At 63.9% G+C, this 16123-nt stretch carries 14 protein-coding genes; 9 read left to right on the forward strand and 5 right to left on the reverse strand.

Features of this window, described 5'->3' with window-relative positions:
* Nucleotide 1: 1 nt before the first annotated feature.
* The 3 genes from HMPREF2690_RS07855 to HMPREF2690_RS07865 are packed head-to-tail and all read left to right on the forward strand — an operon-like array spanning nt 2 to nt 3689.
* Nucleotides 2-898, forward strand: coding sequence for a phosphoribosylaminoimidazolesuccinocarboxamide synthase (locus HMPREF2690_RS07855; RefSeq protein ID WP_070816118.1), 897 nt, complete (start codon nt 2-4; stop codon nt 896-898).
* Between the two features lie 11 nt (nt 899-909).
* The gene (locus tag HMPREF2690_RS07860) at nt 910-3006 is read left to right on the forward strand and encodes a S9 family peptidase (RefSeq protein WP_070820606.1); all 2097 of its coding nucleotides are present in this window, start codon (nt 910-912) and stop codon (nt 3004-3006) included.
* 8 nt (nt 3007-3014) lie between these two features.
* The gene (locus tag HMPREF2690_RS07865) at nt 3015-3689 is read left to right on the forward strand and encodes a DUF2334 domain-containing protein (protein WP_070820598.1); all 675 of its coding nucleotides are present in this window, start codon (nt 3015-3017) and stop codon (nt 3687-3689) included.
* Here HMPREF2690_RS07865 and HMPREF2690_RS07870 read toward each other — a convergent pair.
* From HMPREF2690_RS07870 to HMPREF2690_RS07885, 4 genes are read right to left on the reverse strand one after another with little or no spacing between them, the layout of a single operon-like run.
* Nucleotides 3671-4492 carry a metal ABC transporter permease gene (locus HMPREF2690_RS07870; RefSeq protein WP_070820599.1) on the reverse strand — a complete coding sequence of 274 codons (822 nt, stop codon included), beginning with the start codon at nt 4490-4492 and terminating at the stop codon, nt 3671-3673. The two genes, HMPREF2690_RS07865 and HMPREF2690_RS07870, sit on opposite strands and share 19 nt — an antisense overlap.
* Complete coding sequence (locus HMPREF2690_RS07875; RefSeq protein ID WP_070820600.1) at nt 4489-5160, reverse strand: metal ABC transporter ATP-binding protein; 672 nt, start codon at nt 5158-5160, stop codon at nt 4489-4491. Before HMPREF2690_RS07875 ends, HMPREF2690_RS07870 begins: the two co-directional genes overlap by 4 nt.
* 15 nt (nt 5161-5175) lie before the next feature.
* A complete protein-coding gene (locus HMPREF2690_RS07880; RefSeq protein WP_083320347.1) occupies nt 5176-6081 on the reverse strand; it encodes a metal ABC transporter solute-binding protein, Zn/Mn family in 906 nt (301 codons plus the stop codon).
* A gap of 16 nt (nt 6082-6097) precedes the next feature.
* Entirely contained in the window at nt 6098-8500 is a 2403-nt protein-coding gene (locus tag HMPREF2690_RS07885) for an ExeM/NucH family extracellular endonuclease (RefSeq protein ID WP_083320348.1), read from the reverse strand.
* Nucleotides 8501-8609: 109 nt separating this feature from the next.
* On the opposite strand from HMPREF2690_RS07885, the gene purS reads away from it, so the two are divergent.
* Genes purS through purL form a run of 3 tightly spaced genes read left to right on the forward strand, consistent with a single transcriptional unit; the run spans nt 8610 to nt 11794 of the window.
* A complete protein-coding gene (gene purS, locus HMPREF2690_RS07890) occupies nt 8610-8840 on the forward strand; it encodes a phosphoribosylformylglycinamidine synthase subunit PurS (protein WP_070422519.1) in 231 nt (76 codons plus the stop codon).
* The gene (gene purQ, locus HMPREF2690_RS07895; RefSeq protein WP_070422520.1) at nt 8837-9511 is read left to right on the forward strand and encodes a phosphoribosylformylglycinamidine synthase subunit PurQ; all 675 of its coding nucleotides are present in this window, start codon (nt 8837-8839) and stop codon (nt 9509-9511) included. Before purS ends, purQ begins: the two co-directional genes overlap by 4 nt.
* A 6-nt stretch (nt 9512-9517) precedes the next feature.
* Complete coding sequence (gene purL, locus HMPREF2690_RS07900; protein WP_070820602.1) at nt 9518-11794, forward strand: phosphoribosylformylglycinamidine synthase subunit PurL; 2277 nt, start codon at nt 9518-9520, stop codon at nt 11792-11794.
* On the opposite strand, the gene HMPREF2690_RS07905 is transcribed toward purL, so the two are convergent.
* Entirely contained in the window at nt 11791-12801 is a 1011-nt protein-coding gene (locus HMPREF2690_RS07905) for an acyl-CoA thioesterase (protein WP_070614438.1), read from the reverse strand. The genes purL and HMPREF2690_RS07905 overlap by 4 nt on opposite strands.
* Nucleotides 12802-12825: 24 nt before the next feature.
* Between HMPREF2690_RS07905 and HMPREF2690_RS07910 the strand changes: the two genes are divergently transcribed.
* From HMPREF2690_RS07910 to purM, 3 genes are read left to right on the forward strand one after another with little or no spacing between them, the layout of a single operon-like run.
* Nucleotides 12826-13203 carry a sterol carrier family protein gene (locus tag HMPREF2690_RS07910; protein ID WP_070422523.1) on the forward strand — a complete coding sequence of 126 codons (378 nt, stop codon included), beginning with the start codon at nt 12826-12828 and terminating at the stop codon, nt 13201-13203.
* Between the two features lie 15 nt (nt 13204-13218).
* Nucleotides 13219-14733: an amidophosphoribosyltransferase gene (gene purF, locus HMPREF2690_RS07915; protein WP_070820603.1), complete on the forward strand. Its 1515-nt coding sequence runs from the start codon at nt 13219-13221 to the stop codon at nt 14731-14733.
* Entirely contained in the window at nt 14733-15800 is a 1068-nt protein-coding gene (gene purM / locus HMPREF2690_RS07920; protein WP_070614439.1) for a phosphoribosylformylglycinamidine cyclo-ligase, read from the forward strand. The genes purF and purM overlap by 1 nt, the downstream gene beginning before the upstream one ends.
* Nucleotides 15801-16123: the final 323 nt, after the last annotated feature.

Here is a 16123-nt window from a genome sequence, read left to right on the forward strand (position 1 = left end):
CATGCGTCCAGAGCTTTCTGATTATGCCCATCTCGCCGGCGGCAAGGTCCGCGAAATTTACGAAGTCGATGACAACACGCTGCTGATGGTGGCATCCGACCGTATTTCGGCGTTCGATTTCTCGCTCGAGCCGGCCATTCCGGACAAGGGGCGTATCCTCACCGCAACGTCGATGTTCTTCTTCGACCTGCTCGGCGATGTCCCCAACCATCTTGCGGGGCCGATTGACGACGAGCGCATTCCCGAAGAGGTCCTCGGTCGCGCCATGGTGGTCAAGAAGCTCGACATGGTGCCCTTCGAGTGCGTTGCGCGTGGTTACCTCACCGGCTCTGGCAAGAAGGAATACGACGCCACTGGCCGCGTCTGTGGCGTGAAACTGCCGGAGGGCCTAACTGAGGCATCGAAGTTGCCTGAGCCGATTTTCACCCCGGCGACCAAGGCGGAGCAGGGCGACCACGACGAGAACGTCACCTTCGAGTTCGTGGCCAACAAGGTTGGTTCTGGTCTGGCTGAGCGCCTGCGTGCAGCAACGCTGGATGTCTACACCCGTGCCGCCGAGTACGCGGAGACCAAGGGCATCATCCTGGCAGACACCAAGTTTGAGTTCGGTTTGGACGAAAACGGTGAGCTTGTGCTTGCCGACGAAGTCCTCACCCCAGACTCTTCCCGCTACTGGCCGGCGGACAGCTACGAAGAGGGTGCGACCCAGCCGAGCTTTGACAAGCAGTACGTGCGCAACTGGCTGACAAGCTCGAAGTCCGGTTGGGATCCGGCCGATGGTGTGCAGCCGCCTGAACTGCCCGGATCCGTGGTGGAGGCCACCCGCGACCGCTACATCGAGGCGTACGAGCGCCTGAGTGGCCGACGCTTCTCTGAATGGCCGGGGGAGCACGCGTAGGCTTTCTGGGCATGAATGCTCCGAAAGCTGCGAAGCACCCGATTACACGATCGTTCCACGGCCGCGACTTTGTCGACGACTACGAGTGGCTGCGGGACAAAGAAAGCCCCGAGGTAATCAGCTACCTCGAGGCTGAAAACGCCTACACGGAGTCGAAGACCGCCGCGTGGTCCGGGCTTGTCGACGACATCTACGCCGAGATCAAGTCCCGCATCAAGGAAACTGACATGTCCGTGCCGCAGCGCCAGGGCGACTGGTGGTACTACAGCCGCACCATTGAGGGCAAGAACTACGGCATTTCCTGCCGTGTGCCGACGCGTGACGAGCCGTGGACCCCGCCCGAGGTCAACGACCACATGGCGGACGAGCAGGTTCTGCTGGACATCAACGAACTGGCAGAAGGCCACGAGTTCTTCTCCCTGGGTGCCTCCTCGGTGGCCACGACCGGTCGTCTGTTGGCCTACTCCTACGACACTGAAGGCGACGAGCGCTTCACGCTGCGCATTAAGAACCTTGAGACGGGCGAGCTTCTCGACGACTGCCTCGACAACATCTTCTACGGCGCCACCTGGGCCGGCGAAGAGTACCTGTTCTACGTGCGTGTGGACGACGCTTGGCGCCCCCACCAGGTCTGGCGCCACAAGGTGGGCACCCCGGCCGAAGACGACGTGCTGATCTACGAAGAGACGGACGAGAAATTCGGCGTCGGTGTGGGGGCGGACCGCGCGGAGCGGTTCCTCATGATTGTGACGTCCTCTTCGCTGACCTCCGAGTACCGGGTGCTGGATTTGGACAATCCGACCGGTGAGTTCGAGGTGCTGTGGCCGCGCGAGTCCGGCATTGAGTACCACCCGGACTACTGCGTGGTGGACGGTAAAGAGCAGTGGGTGATCACCCACAACGCCCACGGGCCGAACTTCTGTGTGGCCACCACGCCGGTCGGTGAGTTGCCGGCCCTGCGCGATTTGGACGTGCTGGTGGAGCACTCAGATTCGATGCGTATCGAGGGCATCGATACGTACCGCGACTTCATGTTCATGGGGTATCGCCGGGGAGGGATTCCGCGGTTGGCGGTGTCGTCGCTAAGCAATGGCTTCGGCGAGTTCACCGAGCTTGAGTTCTCTGAGGAGCTCTACACCGCGAGCCTCGGCGGCAACCCGGAGTGGGACGCGCCGGTGGTGCGCATCGTGTACTCCTCGTACACGCAGCCGTCGCAGGTCGTTGATTATGAGGTGGCGACCGGTGAGATGACGCTGCTGAAGGAACAGGAAGTCGAAGGCGGCTACAACGCCGACGACTACGAGGCCTTCCGCGTGTGGGCCACCGCCAAGGATGGCGCGAAGGTGCCGGTATCCGTGGTGCGTCGCAAGGGTGTCACAGGCCCTGCGCCGCTTTTGCTGTACGGCTACGGCTCGTATGAGGCGTCGATGGACCCTGGCTTCTCGGTGGCGCGGCTGTCGCTGCTGGATCGCGGCATGATCTGGGCGTGCGCCCACGTGCGCGGCGGCGGTGAGATGGGCCGCGGCTGGTACGACAACGGCAAGATGCTGCACAAGGTGAACACGTTCACCGACTTCATCGCATGTGCCGACGCCGTAGTGGCCGAAGGGCTGACCACGCACGAGCAGATGGTCGCCGAAGGCGGTTCCGCCGGTGGCCTGCTGATGGGCGCGGTGGCGAACATGGCCCCGGAGAAGTTCGCCGCCATCCAGGCGATCGTGCCGTTCGTGGACCCGCTGACCTCCATCCTGAAACCCGAACTGCCGCTGACCGTCGGCGAGTGGGAGGAATGGGGCGACCCGTACCACGACGTCACCGTCTACGACTACATGGCTACATACGCCCCGTACGAGAACGTCAAGGCGCAGAACTACCCGGACATTCTGGCGATTACCAGCCTGAACGACACCCGTGTGCTCTACGTGGAGCCCGCGAAGTGGGTGGCAAAACTGCGCGAGGTGGCCACCGGTGGCGAGATCCTGCTCAAGACCGAAATGTCCGCAGGCCACGGCGGCGTATCGGGCCGGTACGCCAAGTGGAAGCAGACCGCGTTTGAGTACGCATGGACGTTGGTGAAGTCGGGCGCAGTCGACGAACCTGTGCGATAATCCCGGCTATGCCCGGCAGCTTGCTTGTCTCTATCTCGTCCATCTTCGACGCCACGTTGGACGACGTGACAAGCATGGTGCGCGACCTGGATAAGGAACGCGTGCCGGTGTCGCTGCTTGTGGCGCCGCATATCGACGCCACCTGGCACCTGGCCAAAGACACCACCACCAGAGGTTGGCTTGCAGAGCAGCACGATGCCCGTGCACTGCTGCTCAACGGGTTCGACCAGCCGGTGCAGGGTAGGCGCAGCGAGTTTGCCACCCTCGGTGCCCACGAAGCACGGCTGCGCTTAAAGGGGGCGACCCGTCAGATGGCTGCGCTGGGCTTTGACCTGGACATGTTTGCCCCGCCGCGTTGGCGCATGTCCGAGGGCACGCTTGAGGTGATGGGGGAGTTCGGGTTTGTGGTCGCGGCGTCGACGAAGGGGATCTACCGGCTGGCTCGCGGAGAGTTTGCTCAGGCCCGCAACCTGTCGGTGGGTGAGGGCTACGGTGCTGCGAAGTGGTGGCGCCGAAACGTGATCAAGGCCGCCGGGCGCGGCGCGGAGAAAGGCAACACGATCCGCCTGTCCGTGTCCGGGCGTGAGTTGGGGCAGAAGAAGGTGCGTCGCGACTTCCTCGCTGCGGCGGCTGAGGCCATCGAGGCTGGCGCAAAACCTGCCGACTACCGCGCCTTCAGGTAGGCGACCACCCGGCACAGAAGGTAGATGCCGAAGGAGATAAACGCCACGAACACGCTCACCGGCACGCCAGGGGCGAGCGAGAGCACCATGCCGCCGATCGCGGAAACCTCGGCGAACAGGATTGACAGCCACACGGCACGCACCGGGTTCGCGGTGACTTGGGCGGCGGCCGCGCCGGGCGTGATCAGCATCGACATGACCAGCAGTGCGCCGACGATCTGTACCGACTGTGCGGAGGCGATGCCGACCAGCACCGCGAACACCAGCGCCATCGTGCGTACCGGGACACCGCACGCGGCTGCCATCACCGGATCCGCGGAGGCGAACAGCAACGGGCGCCACAACACGACAACCGCGACGGCGACCAGGACCGTGGTTGCCGCCAACAGCATCACGTTCTGGGCGGACACACCCACGATCTGGCCGGTCAGAAGTGCCAGCGCACGGTTGGAGTTGCCGGGGTAGAGGTGGATAAACAGCACGGATAGGGCCATGCCGAAACTCATCGCCACGCCCACGGCGGAATCTTGCTGGCCTTTCAGCCCCAGCGCAGCGAGTACCAGCGCTGCCACGATCGCACCCGCGACCGCGCCGAATCCGACGTTGAGGCCGAACAGCAGCGCGGCGGATGCGCCCATGAGTGCTAGCTCAGAGGTGGCGTGGACCGAAAACGACATCTGGCGCAGCACGATCAGTGGCGCCATCACGCCGGACAGGATGCCCAAAAACGCACATGCGATGAGTGTGGTTTGGACGAAGTCTTGGCTCAGCAGGTACGAGGTATCGGTGATAAACGTGTTCACAGGACCACCATCCGTCCGTCTACTTCCACAACGTCTACTCGTGTGCCGTAGAGCTCGCTAAGCACCTCCGAGCGCATCACCTCGGCCACGGGTCCGATGACGTGGCCCTCAGGTCCGATGTAGAGCACTCGGTCCACCACGTCGAGCACCGGGTTGATGGAGTGCGTCACGCACACCACAGCAGCGGGGTGCTCTGCCAGTCGCTCAACAGTATCGCGTGCGCGGGCGGGGTCGAGGGAGAGCAGGGGTTCGTCGGCAAGCACAAGCTCCGGATCCTGCGCGAAGGCTTGTGCTTGGCGGATGAGCTGTTGCTGCCCACCGGAGAGGATGCCGACGCGGCGGTCGGCGAACGATTGCGCGCCGACGGAGGCAAGCTGCGACTCGACGTCTTCTGGTTTTGTACGTTTCCCCATTGCAAGTTTGACCAGGTCACGCCCGCGAACGGGGAGGTCTTTGGGGAACATGTGTTGCTGCGGGATAAACCCGATGCGGCCGTGCACTTCCGCCGAGCCGTGCGTGAGGCGGCGGGTTCCCATGAACGTGCCCAACAGGGTGGATTTGCCCACCCCATTGGGGCCGAGCACCGCGATGAATTCGCTGCGTTCAATGGTCAGGTCGAGGCCCGACCACAACGGGTCGACGGCGGCGCCGCGTAGCTCAGCAATCAAATGTGTATGTCCTGACTAATGGTGGTGGAAGCTCGGCTCGGCGTTGTTGGCGATCTCCACGATTTGGTCCACGATCTTCTCAAAGTAGTCGAGGAAGTTCTCGCCTGCCGGGGAAGTTTCCCGAATCTCAACAATGGGGACATTTTTCATCTGCGCGACAGCGGCCAACCGTTCGGTGGCGCTGTTGGTGCTCTGTGGGTTGACGAAAAGCATGTCAATGTCGCCCTGTTTGATCTGGTTCAAAAACGCCGACACCGCAGCCGCAGACGGCTCCTGGTGGTTCAGGCTGGCCTTGACGTACTCCTCCGGGGTGATGTCGTGCAGTTCAGTGCCCCATACAAGCCCGGCGGCGATCGGCTCGGTCATGCCGATGTGCACGTGCGGCACGGAAGCGAGCTTCTCCTCGATTGCAGCAATTCGCGTATCGACGACCCCAGCATCCCCACCGGTACGCTGCGCCACCGCATCGGCTACCTCGCGGACCTTTGACGGTGCGAACCAGGCGTGCTCCAACTCGTCGAGGGACTCCGGCAGGTGATTGCTGTGGGCGTGCTCGTGATCGTGCTCTGCGTGGTCGAGCAGCGGAATGGCGTGCACGATGCGGTCCTGCTCCGCGACGGTGTACAAGGCCGCGTCGTAGGCGCCACCATTAGCGACGACCGTCGCCGCCTCCTTGATACGAGACAGGTCCTTGGCGGACGGCTCGAAGTGGTGCGGGTCTACAGCGTCGCCGGTGATGATCGCATCCACGTCCTCCCCGGTCACGGCGGCGGCAACATCTGCCCACACCCCGGTGGTGGCGATGATGCCGGAACCTTCGGCCGCGTCTTCGGACTCCGTAGAGCATGCGGTCAGCGCGGTGCCTGCAAGAGTGACTGCAGCCAGCGTGGCAAGGGTCTTGGCCTGAAAACGATTGTGCATACGCGGTATTCAATCACTATTGGAAACTGTTTTCAATCTGTTTCGGACGAAGAACCAGTGCTGCGAGCAGTGCCATCAACAACACCGCGCCCACAATCCACCCGGCGCGGAGGTACGACAACGACTGTGAGCTGGTGGCGTCGAAACCCACCTTCACCGGATTGTGATCGGAGGACCGGAATGGGGTCCCGGGCTCGTCGATGAGCGGTTCGTCGCTGTTGATCGCCCACACCAGGGAATCTTTCACGAGGTCCATCGCGGCATCGTTGGCTAACACGTGGTCGAGTGAGCCTACCTTGTTGTCGTACTGATACGACGGGCGTTCCTGCGGGATCGTGGCGTAGCCGGCGTCGTTGAGCACGGCGATCGCGTCTTCTTGGGAGTAGGCGTTGAAGTCGCCGATGAGGAACGTGGGCAGGTCGCGCCAGTCGTCTTGCATGTCGAGGTGTTCCAGCAGCGTCCGCGACATGTCTGCGCGGAGTCGGGCGTTGTTGCCTTGGCCGTCGGCGGTGGCGTCGTCGTTACGCGAGACTGTGCCCTTGGACTTGAAATGATTCACCACCGCAACAATGTGGTCACCGCCGGCGACAGGCGCGAACTCCTGGGCGAGCGGCTGGCGGGCGATGCCGGTGAACGTGGAGTCATCGAAAATGCGCGACTGCCCAACCGGGCGCACCTTCGCCGGCTGGTAGATAAACGCCACGCGGATCGCATCTTCGCGAGTGCCAAGCTCGCTTGGCGACGACACCACCGCCCACCGATCCTCCCCCGCCGCAGCATTGAGCGCATCGACCAAGTGCTGCAGCGTCTCGTCGCGCCGGGCGGCATCGCCTGTGGTGCGGGCGGTGTTCTCCACCTCCGACAGGCCGAGGATCGCGGTGTCGAGCCGGTTGATCGCCGCGACCAGCTTCGCCTCTTGCAGCGCGAGGGCCTGCGCATCGTGCGCGCCGCGGAACAGGTGGCAGTTCGTGCAGCCGGTCTCCGGGTCGATGTCGGGGAAGTGGGTGAAGTAATTCATCACGTTGAAAAACCCGATGGACAAATCCCCGCGTACCTTCGCTGGCGCATCGAGGATGCCTGCGCGGGAATCGTCCCAGGTGATCGGCAGATCTTCGGCGCGGGTTTGACCGGTGATTGGGCGCAACGGCTGGAACGTCCAATCCCCGTTGTTGTAGCCCACCACCACATCTTGTTGGAAGGCCACGGTGTCGAATGTGCGGATGGACCTCGTGGGGGAAATGTACGGCAGTGGCATGTTGGGTTCTTTGGCGTAGTTGCGGGTGCGTCCGTCGTCGAGGTTGACGAACTCCGCCGCCTGCTGCGCGCTCATCCGCGCTACCTGGTGGGCGTCGGGGCGGATCTTTTCCGTGGGCCAAAAATGCGGCTCGGCGCCCGGTGCCAGACCCACGGTGCCGTACTGGCTGAGGTTGTCATTGCCGGTCACGGTGTAGGCGCCGGGCCTGACCAGCATGCCCTCGTAAGGCTCGCGGGCGGCGTCGCCGGCCGGGAGGGCATCGAGGGGGATGGGCGTTGGGGCGGGCAGGGCGTCGCTGAGACGCGAGATGCTGCTCGCCGAAATCTGGGTCTGGCCGTAGAACTCCTTCGCCGTGCCTTCCACCCGCACCGAATCGCCGTGGGCGGGGTAGTGGCCCTGCTTGCCCACGAACACGAAAATGCCGTCCGAGGCGTCACCGGGTTGTTTCGGCTGGCCGGAGCCGCCTGTTTGCATGAAGAAGCCGCGCTTACCGCCCTCGTCGTAGACTGCCGTGACCACGCCGGTGGTGATCACGGTCGATGACTCATATGGCGTGGTCGCACCGGTGCCTTGGATCTCCGCGATGGTCAACACCCGCGGATCTGCTTGCGCGATCCCAGAATTGCGCGGAGTGGGGGCACCCGCGCGGAAATCGGCGGCGTTGTTGTCGGTATCCGCGCCATCGGTGACGCGCTGGATGGACAGTTGGTTCGTCGTCTTCTCGGCGGGTGTGCCCTCCGCGAGATCGGGTGGCGTATCACCCCAAGCCACACGGTCTACCTCGCCGTCCGCGTTGCGCAGCACCGCAACCGCACTCGTGGCAGAAAAGTTAAACGCGGCCTCACGGTCCGGCGCCGGCAGATCGGCTCCCGTCTCGCCGGAAACCCCGCTGATCAGGTAATACCCACCCGCCGGCACCACCCCGAACAACTCAACCACCGTGCCGGAGTTGCCCTTGGCGGAAAACTGCTCCAGCTCCCAGCCGTCGATTGAAACGTCCTGACCGGTGGGGTTGAACAGTTCCACAAAGTCCGCGTTCAGTGGCGCCTGCGCATTGCTGCCGCCACCGTAGACCTCGTTGATCACCACCGCCTCAGCATGTGGCACAAGCGCGATGCTTAACGACGACACCAGCACCAACCACAGCAGACGAGCCCGAAACATTCCCTTAACGTAGCCGGTCATCCGATATTGCTGGACGCGTCTGTCCGTCCGATATACTCGCTGCCGTACCGCAAAGGTCGATCAACCTCCCGAAATGTGAAGGATTCTCATGGCACGAGTCGTCGTCAATGTCATGCCCAAGGCCGAAATTCTTGACCCCCAGGGTCAGGCGGTGCTGCGCGCACTGGGCCGCATCGGTGTCGAGGGGGTGAGCGACGTCCGCCAAGGCAAGCGATTCGAGATCGAGGTGGACGACTCCGTCACCGACGCCGAACTGCAGCGCATGGCGGAAACCCTGCTGACTAACACTGTGATTGAAGACTTCGAGGTTGTGCGATGAGCGCAACTATCGGAGTCATTACTTTTCCCGGCACCCTCGACGACGTTGACGCGCTGCGCGCCGTCCGCCTCGCCGGTGCCGAGCCGAAGCAACTCTGGCACGCCGACAACGACCTGACTGGCGTCGACGCCGTTGTCGTCCCGGGTGGCTTCTCCTACGGCGACTACCTGCGCTCCGGCGCGATCGCCGCGCAGGCCCCGATGATGGGCGCTGTTGTGGAGGCCGCGAAGAAGGGCATGCCGGTCCTTGGCATCTGCAACGGCTTCCAGATCCTCACCGAAGCCGGACTGCTGCCGGGCGCGCTGACCCGCAACCAGGGCCTGAACTTCCACTGCGTGGACACCTACCTCGAGGTAGCCAACAACGACACCGCGTGGACCAGCCAGTTAGGCGAGCGCATCTACGTGCCCGCCAAGCACGGCGAAGGCCGCTTCCAGGCGTCCCCGGAAACCATCGAGGCGCTGGAGAAGGAAGGCCGCGTGGTCTTCCGCTACACCGACAATTTCAACGGCTCCATCAACGCAATCGCCGGCGTGACTAACGAAACCGGCCGCGTTGTGGGGCTCATGCCGCACCCGGAGCATGCGATTGAGACGCTCACCGGGCCGTCCACCGACGGGTTGGGCCTGTTCACTTCCGCCATCGACGCGATTTCGAAGATCGGAGCGTAAAAGACCATGACTGTGCACAACGACACTGTTGAAAACGCCGTCGACACCCCTGACCTTGAGCAGCCGTACGCGGAACTCGGGTTGCAGGATGACGAATACGCGAAGATCAAGGCAATCCTGGGCCGCCGTCCGACGGACGCGGAGCTCACGCTCTACTCCGTGATGTGGTCGGAGCACTGCTCCTACAAGTCCTCCAAGACCCACCTGCGTTACTTCGGTCAGACCATGACCGAGGAGATGGAAAAGAAGATCCTCGCCGGCATCGGTGAGAACGCTGGCGTGGTGGACATCGGAGACGGCGACGCCGTGACTTTCCGTGTGGAAAGCCACAACCACCCGTCCTTCGTCGAGCCCTACCAGGGCGCGGCCACCGGCGTTGGCGGCATCGTCCGCGACATCATGGCCATGGGTGCCCGCCCGATCGCCGTGATGGACCAGCTCCGCTTCGGCCCGATCGACGCCGAGGACACCAAGCGCGTCCTTCCGGGCGTGGTCCACGGCATCGGCGGATACGGCAACTGCCTGGGCCTGCCGAACATCGGCGGCGAGACCGTCTTCGACGCCGCATACGCCGGCAACCCACTGGTCAACGCACTGTGCGTGGGCACCCTCAAGGTGGAAGACCTCCACCTCGCGTTCGCATCCGGCACCGGCAACAAGGTCATCCTGTTTGGCTCCCGCACCGGTCTCGACGGCATCGGCGGCGTGTCCGTGCTGGGCTCCGCCACCTTCGAGGAAGGCGAAGAGCGCAAGCTCCCAGCAGTCCAGGTGGGCGACCCGTTCGCGGAGAAGGTGCTCATCGAGTGCTGCCTCGAGCTCTACGCCGCTGGCGTGGTCGAGGGCATTCAGGACCTCGGCGGCGGTGGCCTGTCGTGTGCCACCTCCGAGCTGGCTGCATCCGGCGACGGCGGCATGACCGTCAACCTGGACAACGTGCCGCTGCGCGCTGAGAACATGTCCGCCGCAGAGATCCTCGCCTCCGAGTCCCAGGAGCGCATGTGCGCCGTCGTGGCTCCGGAGGACGTGGATAAGTTCATGGAAATCTGCGCCAAGTGGGACGTGCTGGCCTCCGTCATCGGCGAGGTCACCTCCGACAAGGACCGCCTGCAGGTATTCCACAACGGTGAACTCGTGGTGGACGCGCCGCCGTCAACGATTGACGAGGGCCCGGTCTACGAGCGCCCGTACGCTCGTCCGGCGTGGCTGGATGAGGTGCAGGGCGGTGGTGTCGTCGATAAGCAGGCGGACATCAAGGATGCCTGGCTGAAGATGGTTGCCTCCCCGGCACTGTGCTCGCGTGACTTCATCACCGAGCAGTACGACCGCTACGTGCGCGGCAACACCGTGCAGGCCAAGTACGCCAACTCCGGTGTGCTGCGCATCAACGAAGAGACCAACCGCGGCGTTGCCGTCTCCGCCGACGCGTCGGGGCGCTACACCTACCTGGACCCGAATATGGGCGCACGCCTGGCGCTGGCAGAGGCCTACCGCAACGTCGCCGTCACCGGCGCCACCCCGTTTGCGGTAACCAACTGCCTGAACTTCGGTTCCCCGGAAAACCCGGACGTGATGTGGCAGTTCCGCGAAGCAGTCCACGGCCTGGCAGACGGTTCCGCCGAACTGGAAATCCCGGTCTCCGGCGGCAACGTCTCCTTCTACAACCAGACCGGCGAGACCCCGATCCTGCCGACCCCGGTGGTTGGCGTCCTCGGTGTCATCGAGGACGTTGCGCAGGCCATCCCGCACGCCCTGCCTGCGGACGACGAGGACTACACCCTGGTCCTGCTCGGCGAAACCAAGGACGAGTTCGGCGGTTCCGTGTGGCAGGACATCTCCGGCGCTGGCCTGTCGGGCCTTCCGCCGCAGGTGGACCTTGCTAACGAGGAACGCCTCGCACAGTTCCTCGGTGGTAACGCAGCCGGTGTAGCAGCAGCACACGACCTGTCCGAGGGCGGCCTGTCCCAGGCTGTGTTCGAGATGCTGCTCGGCTCCAAGAAGGGCGCTGAGTTGAACCTCGAAGGCGTCCACGAGGACGCGTTTACCGCGCTGTTCTCCGAGTCCGCATCCCGCGTGCTCGTAGCAGTGTCCCGCGACCGTGCGGAAGCAGCGGTCGAGCGCGCAACCTCAGCCGGTATCCCGGTGGCGGTGCTTGGCGACACCACTGGCGACGGCGTCCTGCGCGTCGCCGGCGAAGAAATCTCCGTGCAGGAGCTTGCCGATGCATGGGCTGCGACCATGCCGTCGCACTTCGCAGCCGCAACCGCGCCGAACGCGGCCGTCTAGTCCGTCCGCTGCATAGCCGGTGCCTGTTCCACAATGGGCACCGGCTCATATTGCGCGCGCAGGTCTTTCAGCGTCTGCGTGTGATCCCAGAGGCGCTTGTCCTCGTCGGTCACCGGCGTGAACTTACGTGCCGGCAGCGGGGTGCCGTCGATATCCATGCCGATGTAGGTAAACGTCGCGTGGATCGCATCCTTCAAGTTGTCGCGGCCACCACGCGGGTCGCCCGCGCGCAGGTGCACTGAGGTGTGAATGGAACGCGCATCCGTACGGGTGATGCGCGCATCCACCTCAATCAGGTCGCCGATGTGCACCGGGTGGTAGAAGCGAATACCACCCGCGTAGACGGCGACGGTGCGCTCCCCGGACCATTCCATGGTGCAGGCCGTGCCGGCCTCATCGATCCATTCCATGGCGGTGCCACCGTGGACGTTGCCGCCCCAGTTCACATCGGTTGGTTTCGCCATGAAGCGGTGCACGATGCGCTGCGCCGTGGAGTCGTCGGTGTATGTCTGCGACTCCATCTCCGCCTCAATGGCCTTGCGCAGGTCGATGCGCGACTTTGCTGCTTCGGCCACGCGGCGCTCCTCGGCGTTGGTCGGAACGAATGTCGGCACAGGCATGGACTTGCCAGTGTCCGGATCCTTTGCCACGAAAATGACCAGGCAGTCGCAGGCGCGGGTGAACACGCCCTCGCGCGGGTCGGCGGAAAGCACCTCGTTGACAATGTGCATCGAGGATCGCCCCGTCATGGCGATGCGCGAGCGCACCTCCACAATGTGGCCCGAAGGGATCGGGCGGGTGAAGTGAATGTGGCCCACATACGCGGTCACACAGTAGGTGGCGGACCACTGGGCGGCGCAGGCGTAGGCGGCCTTATCGATCCACTCCAGCACGCGACCACCGGAGACACCCTGTGCGCCGTAGTGGAGCACATCGGTGGGGGAGGCCATAAACCGCAGGGTGACGCGAGGGGAGCGTTCGGTAGCAACTACATGGGAATTGGGCATGCCGACACCTTAATATGGGTCCACATGGTGCAAAAGCAGGACCCGATACTGACACGCCAGGCCGTCGATGCGGTCAAAGCATGGATCGAGGGGGATGAGGAGTCGTCGAGAAGCGAGATTGCAAATGCTTGTCGACGAACCGCGCGCACCCTCGCCGAAGAACTCCCCGGCCACTCCGTGGAACTGCGCGTGCCCCCATTTGTGGCGGTGCAATGCGTCGAAGGCCCACGCCACACCCGCGGCACGCCGCCAAACGTGGTGGAGATGGACCCCCGCACCTGGATGCGACTGGCCACCGGTTTAACCACCTTCGAGGAAGAACTCGCGCAAGGCAACGTGGACGCCTCCGGATCGCGCGCAGGCGAGATCGCGGCGGGTCTTCCAGTAATTGCCCTCCGCTGACATTCCTCGGATACAGTGTTTGTCGTGCATACGAAGAGCCCCACGGGGAAGACCAACTTCGAGAACAACGACGAACCACGCGACGAATGTGGCGTGTTCGGTGTCTGGGCACCGGGCGAGGACGTGTCCAAGCTGACCTATTTCGGCTTGTTCGCGCTGCAGCACCGCGGCCAGGAAGGCGCCGGCATTGCCGTAGGCGACAAGGACAACGTCGTGGTGTTTAAAGACACCGGCCTGGTCAGCCAGGTCTTTGACGAACCTGTCCTGGAGGCGTTGCAGGGCGATGTGGCGATCGGCCACACCCGCTACTCCACAGCTGGCGGGAACTCCTGGGAAAACGTCCAGCCGATGTTCCGCACCTCGCCCAATGGCACCGACATTGCGTTGGCGCACAACGGCAACCTGGTGAACTTCAAGGAACTCGAAGAAGAAGCGATCGAGCGCAAGCTCATCCCGGCGTCGGGCGTGGATGGACAGGGCTCGTCCTCAGACACCGCTGTGGTGTCTGCGTTGCTGGCGGATCTGGTCACTGAGGACAAGACGCTTCTCGACGCCGCACGGGAACTCCTCCCACGCGTCGAAGGCGCATTCTGCTTCATGGTCACCGACGGCCAGACCCTCTACGCCGCGCGCGACCCGCACGGCGTGCGCCCGCTGTCGCTGGGCCGCCTCGACGGCGGTTGGGTGATCGCCTCCGAGACGTGTGCGTTGGACATCGTCGGCGCCTCGTTCGTGCGCGATATCGAGCCGGGCGAGCTTGTGGCGATTGATAACGCGGGCGTCCACTCCGAACGCTTCGCCGAGACCCCGAAGGCGCACTGCGTGTTCGAGTACGTCTACGTCGCCCGCCCCGACTCCATCATCGACGGCCAGACCGTCAACCTGTCGCGCATCGAGATCGGCCGCCGTCTCGCCCGCGTCACCCCGGTGGACGGCGACCTGGTAATGCCGGTGCCCGAATCCGGCACCCCCGCCGCCATCGGCTACGCGGAAGAGTCCGGCATCCCGTTCAAGCAGGGCCTGATGAAGAACGCCTATGTCGGCCGCACCTTCATTCAGCCGTCGGACACCCTGCGTCAGCTGGGCCTGCGCCTGAAGCTGAACCCGGTGCGCGAAGTCATCGAGGGCAAGAAGCTCATCGTTGTCGACGACTCCATCGTGCGCGGCAACACCCAGCGCAAACTCATCCGCATGCTGCGCGAAGCCGGCGCCGCCGAGGTGCACGTGCGTATCGCGTCGCCGCCGGTGAAGTGGCCGTGCTTCTATGGCATCGATTTCGCAAGCCCCGGCGAACTCATCGCCAACCACGGCCGTACTGATTCCGATGAGGCGATCGCGGAGTCGATCCGCACCATGATCGGGGCGGACTCGCTCGCGTTCGTGCCTATCAACGACATGATCGCCTCCACGAACCAACACGAAGACAACCTTTGTGCCGCCTGCTTTACAGGCAAATACCCCCTGGGGCTGCCCGACGGTAACCCCAACGCCGACCTTGTCCGACGCATCCAGAAAGGTGCTGAAGCCTAATGACCACTGAGCAGACCCCAGTTTCCTACGAGGCCGCCGGCGTATCCATCGAGGCCGGCGATAAGGCCGTCGAACTGTTCGCCCCGCACGCCAAGCGCGCCACCCGTCCTGAGGTTCGTGGCAGCCTCGGCGGCTTCGCCGGCCTGTTCGCGCTGGGCAAGTACAAGGAGCCACTGCTGGCAGCAGGCTCTGACGGCGTGGGCACCAAGCTGGCCATTGCGCAGGCGATGGACAAGCACGACACCATCGGTATCGACCTCGTCGCAATGTGCGTAGACGATCTTGTCGTCTGTGGTGCCGAGCCGCTGTTCCTGCAGGACTACATCGCTATTGGCAAGGTCGTGCCGGAGAAGGTCGCTGAAATCGTCGGCGGCATCGCCGAGGGATGCGTCCAGGCAGGTTGTGCGCTGCTCGGTGGCGAGACCGCTGAACACCCCGGCGTGATGGAGCCGGACGACTACGACGTTTCCGCCACCGCCGTCGGTGTCGTTGAGGCCTCGGAACTGCTTGGTCCTGAAAAGGTCCGCGAGGGCGACATCATCATCGGCATGGCATCGTCTGGCCTGCACTCCAACGGCTACTCCCTGGCCCGCCACGTGCTTCTCGAGCGCGCCGGCCTGCCCCTGGACGCCGAGATGGAAGAGCTGGGCCGCACGCTCGGCGAGGAACTTCTCGAGCCAACCCGCATCTACGCACTCGACTGCCTAGAACTGGCCGCCGAGTGCGAGGTCCGCACGTTCTGCCACGTCACCGGCGGTGGCCTGGCAGGCAACATGGAACGCATCATTCCTGAGGGCCTTGTCGCAGAGATGCACCGCAACACCTGGACCCCAGGTCCGATCTTCCGCACCATCAAGTCCGTCGGCCAGGTCCCGGACGAGGAGATGGAGAAGACCTTCAACATGGGCGTCGGCATGACTGCCGTCGTTGCCGAGGAAGACCGCGATCGCGCCCTGGCCATCCTGGCCGCCCGTCACGTGGATGCGTGGGTGCTCGGCGAGGTCCGCGCCGCCAGCGAAGGCGCCGAGAAACGCGCCGTGCTGACAGGCTCCCACCCGCAGTACTAAACGCGATCGCTAGGTCTGTTTTCGGGCTGATACGAGGATTCGTTCTCGTATCAGCCCGTTTCTGCTTTTAGGGCGCGGTGTCTTTTGCTGGTCGTCTAGCTGGTCTCGTGATGTTGCTAGACGGTCTCGTTTCGACGGCTCCAAACCCCCAGGTGGTGTTGAGGGTCATTGTCACTATGGAGCTGATCGTCTGGTTGGCGTTTCGGGGAGCTAGACGATGGTCGTTGTGGCGGCGCAGACGGGCGTGAAACACCCTGTTTTCGTGTCTCGAAGGCTATTGTTGCGTGTGTGCTCCTAAAACGGGGGTAATTTGCGGGGGTAAG

Origin of the sequence: Corynebacterium sp. HMSC034E11 (assembly GCF_001835905.1) — a bacterium.
Taxonomy (GTDB): domain Bacteria; phylum Actinomycetota; class Actinomycetes; order Mycobacteriales; family Mycobacteriaceae; genus Corynebacterium; species Corynebacterium coyleae.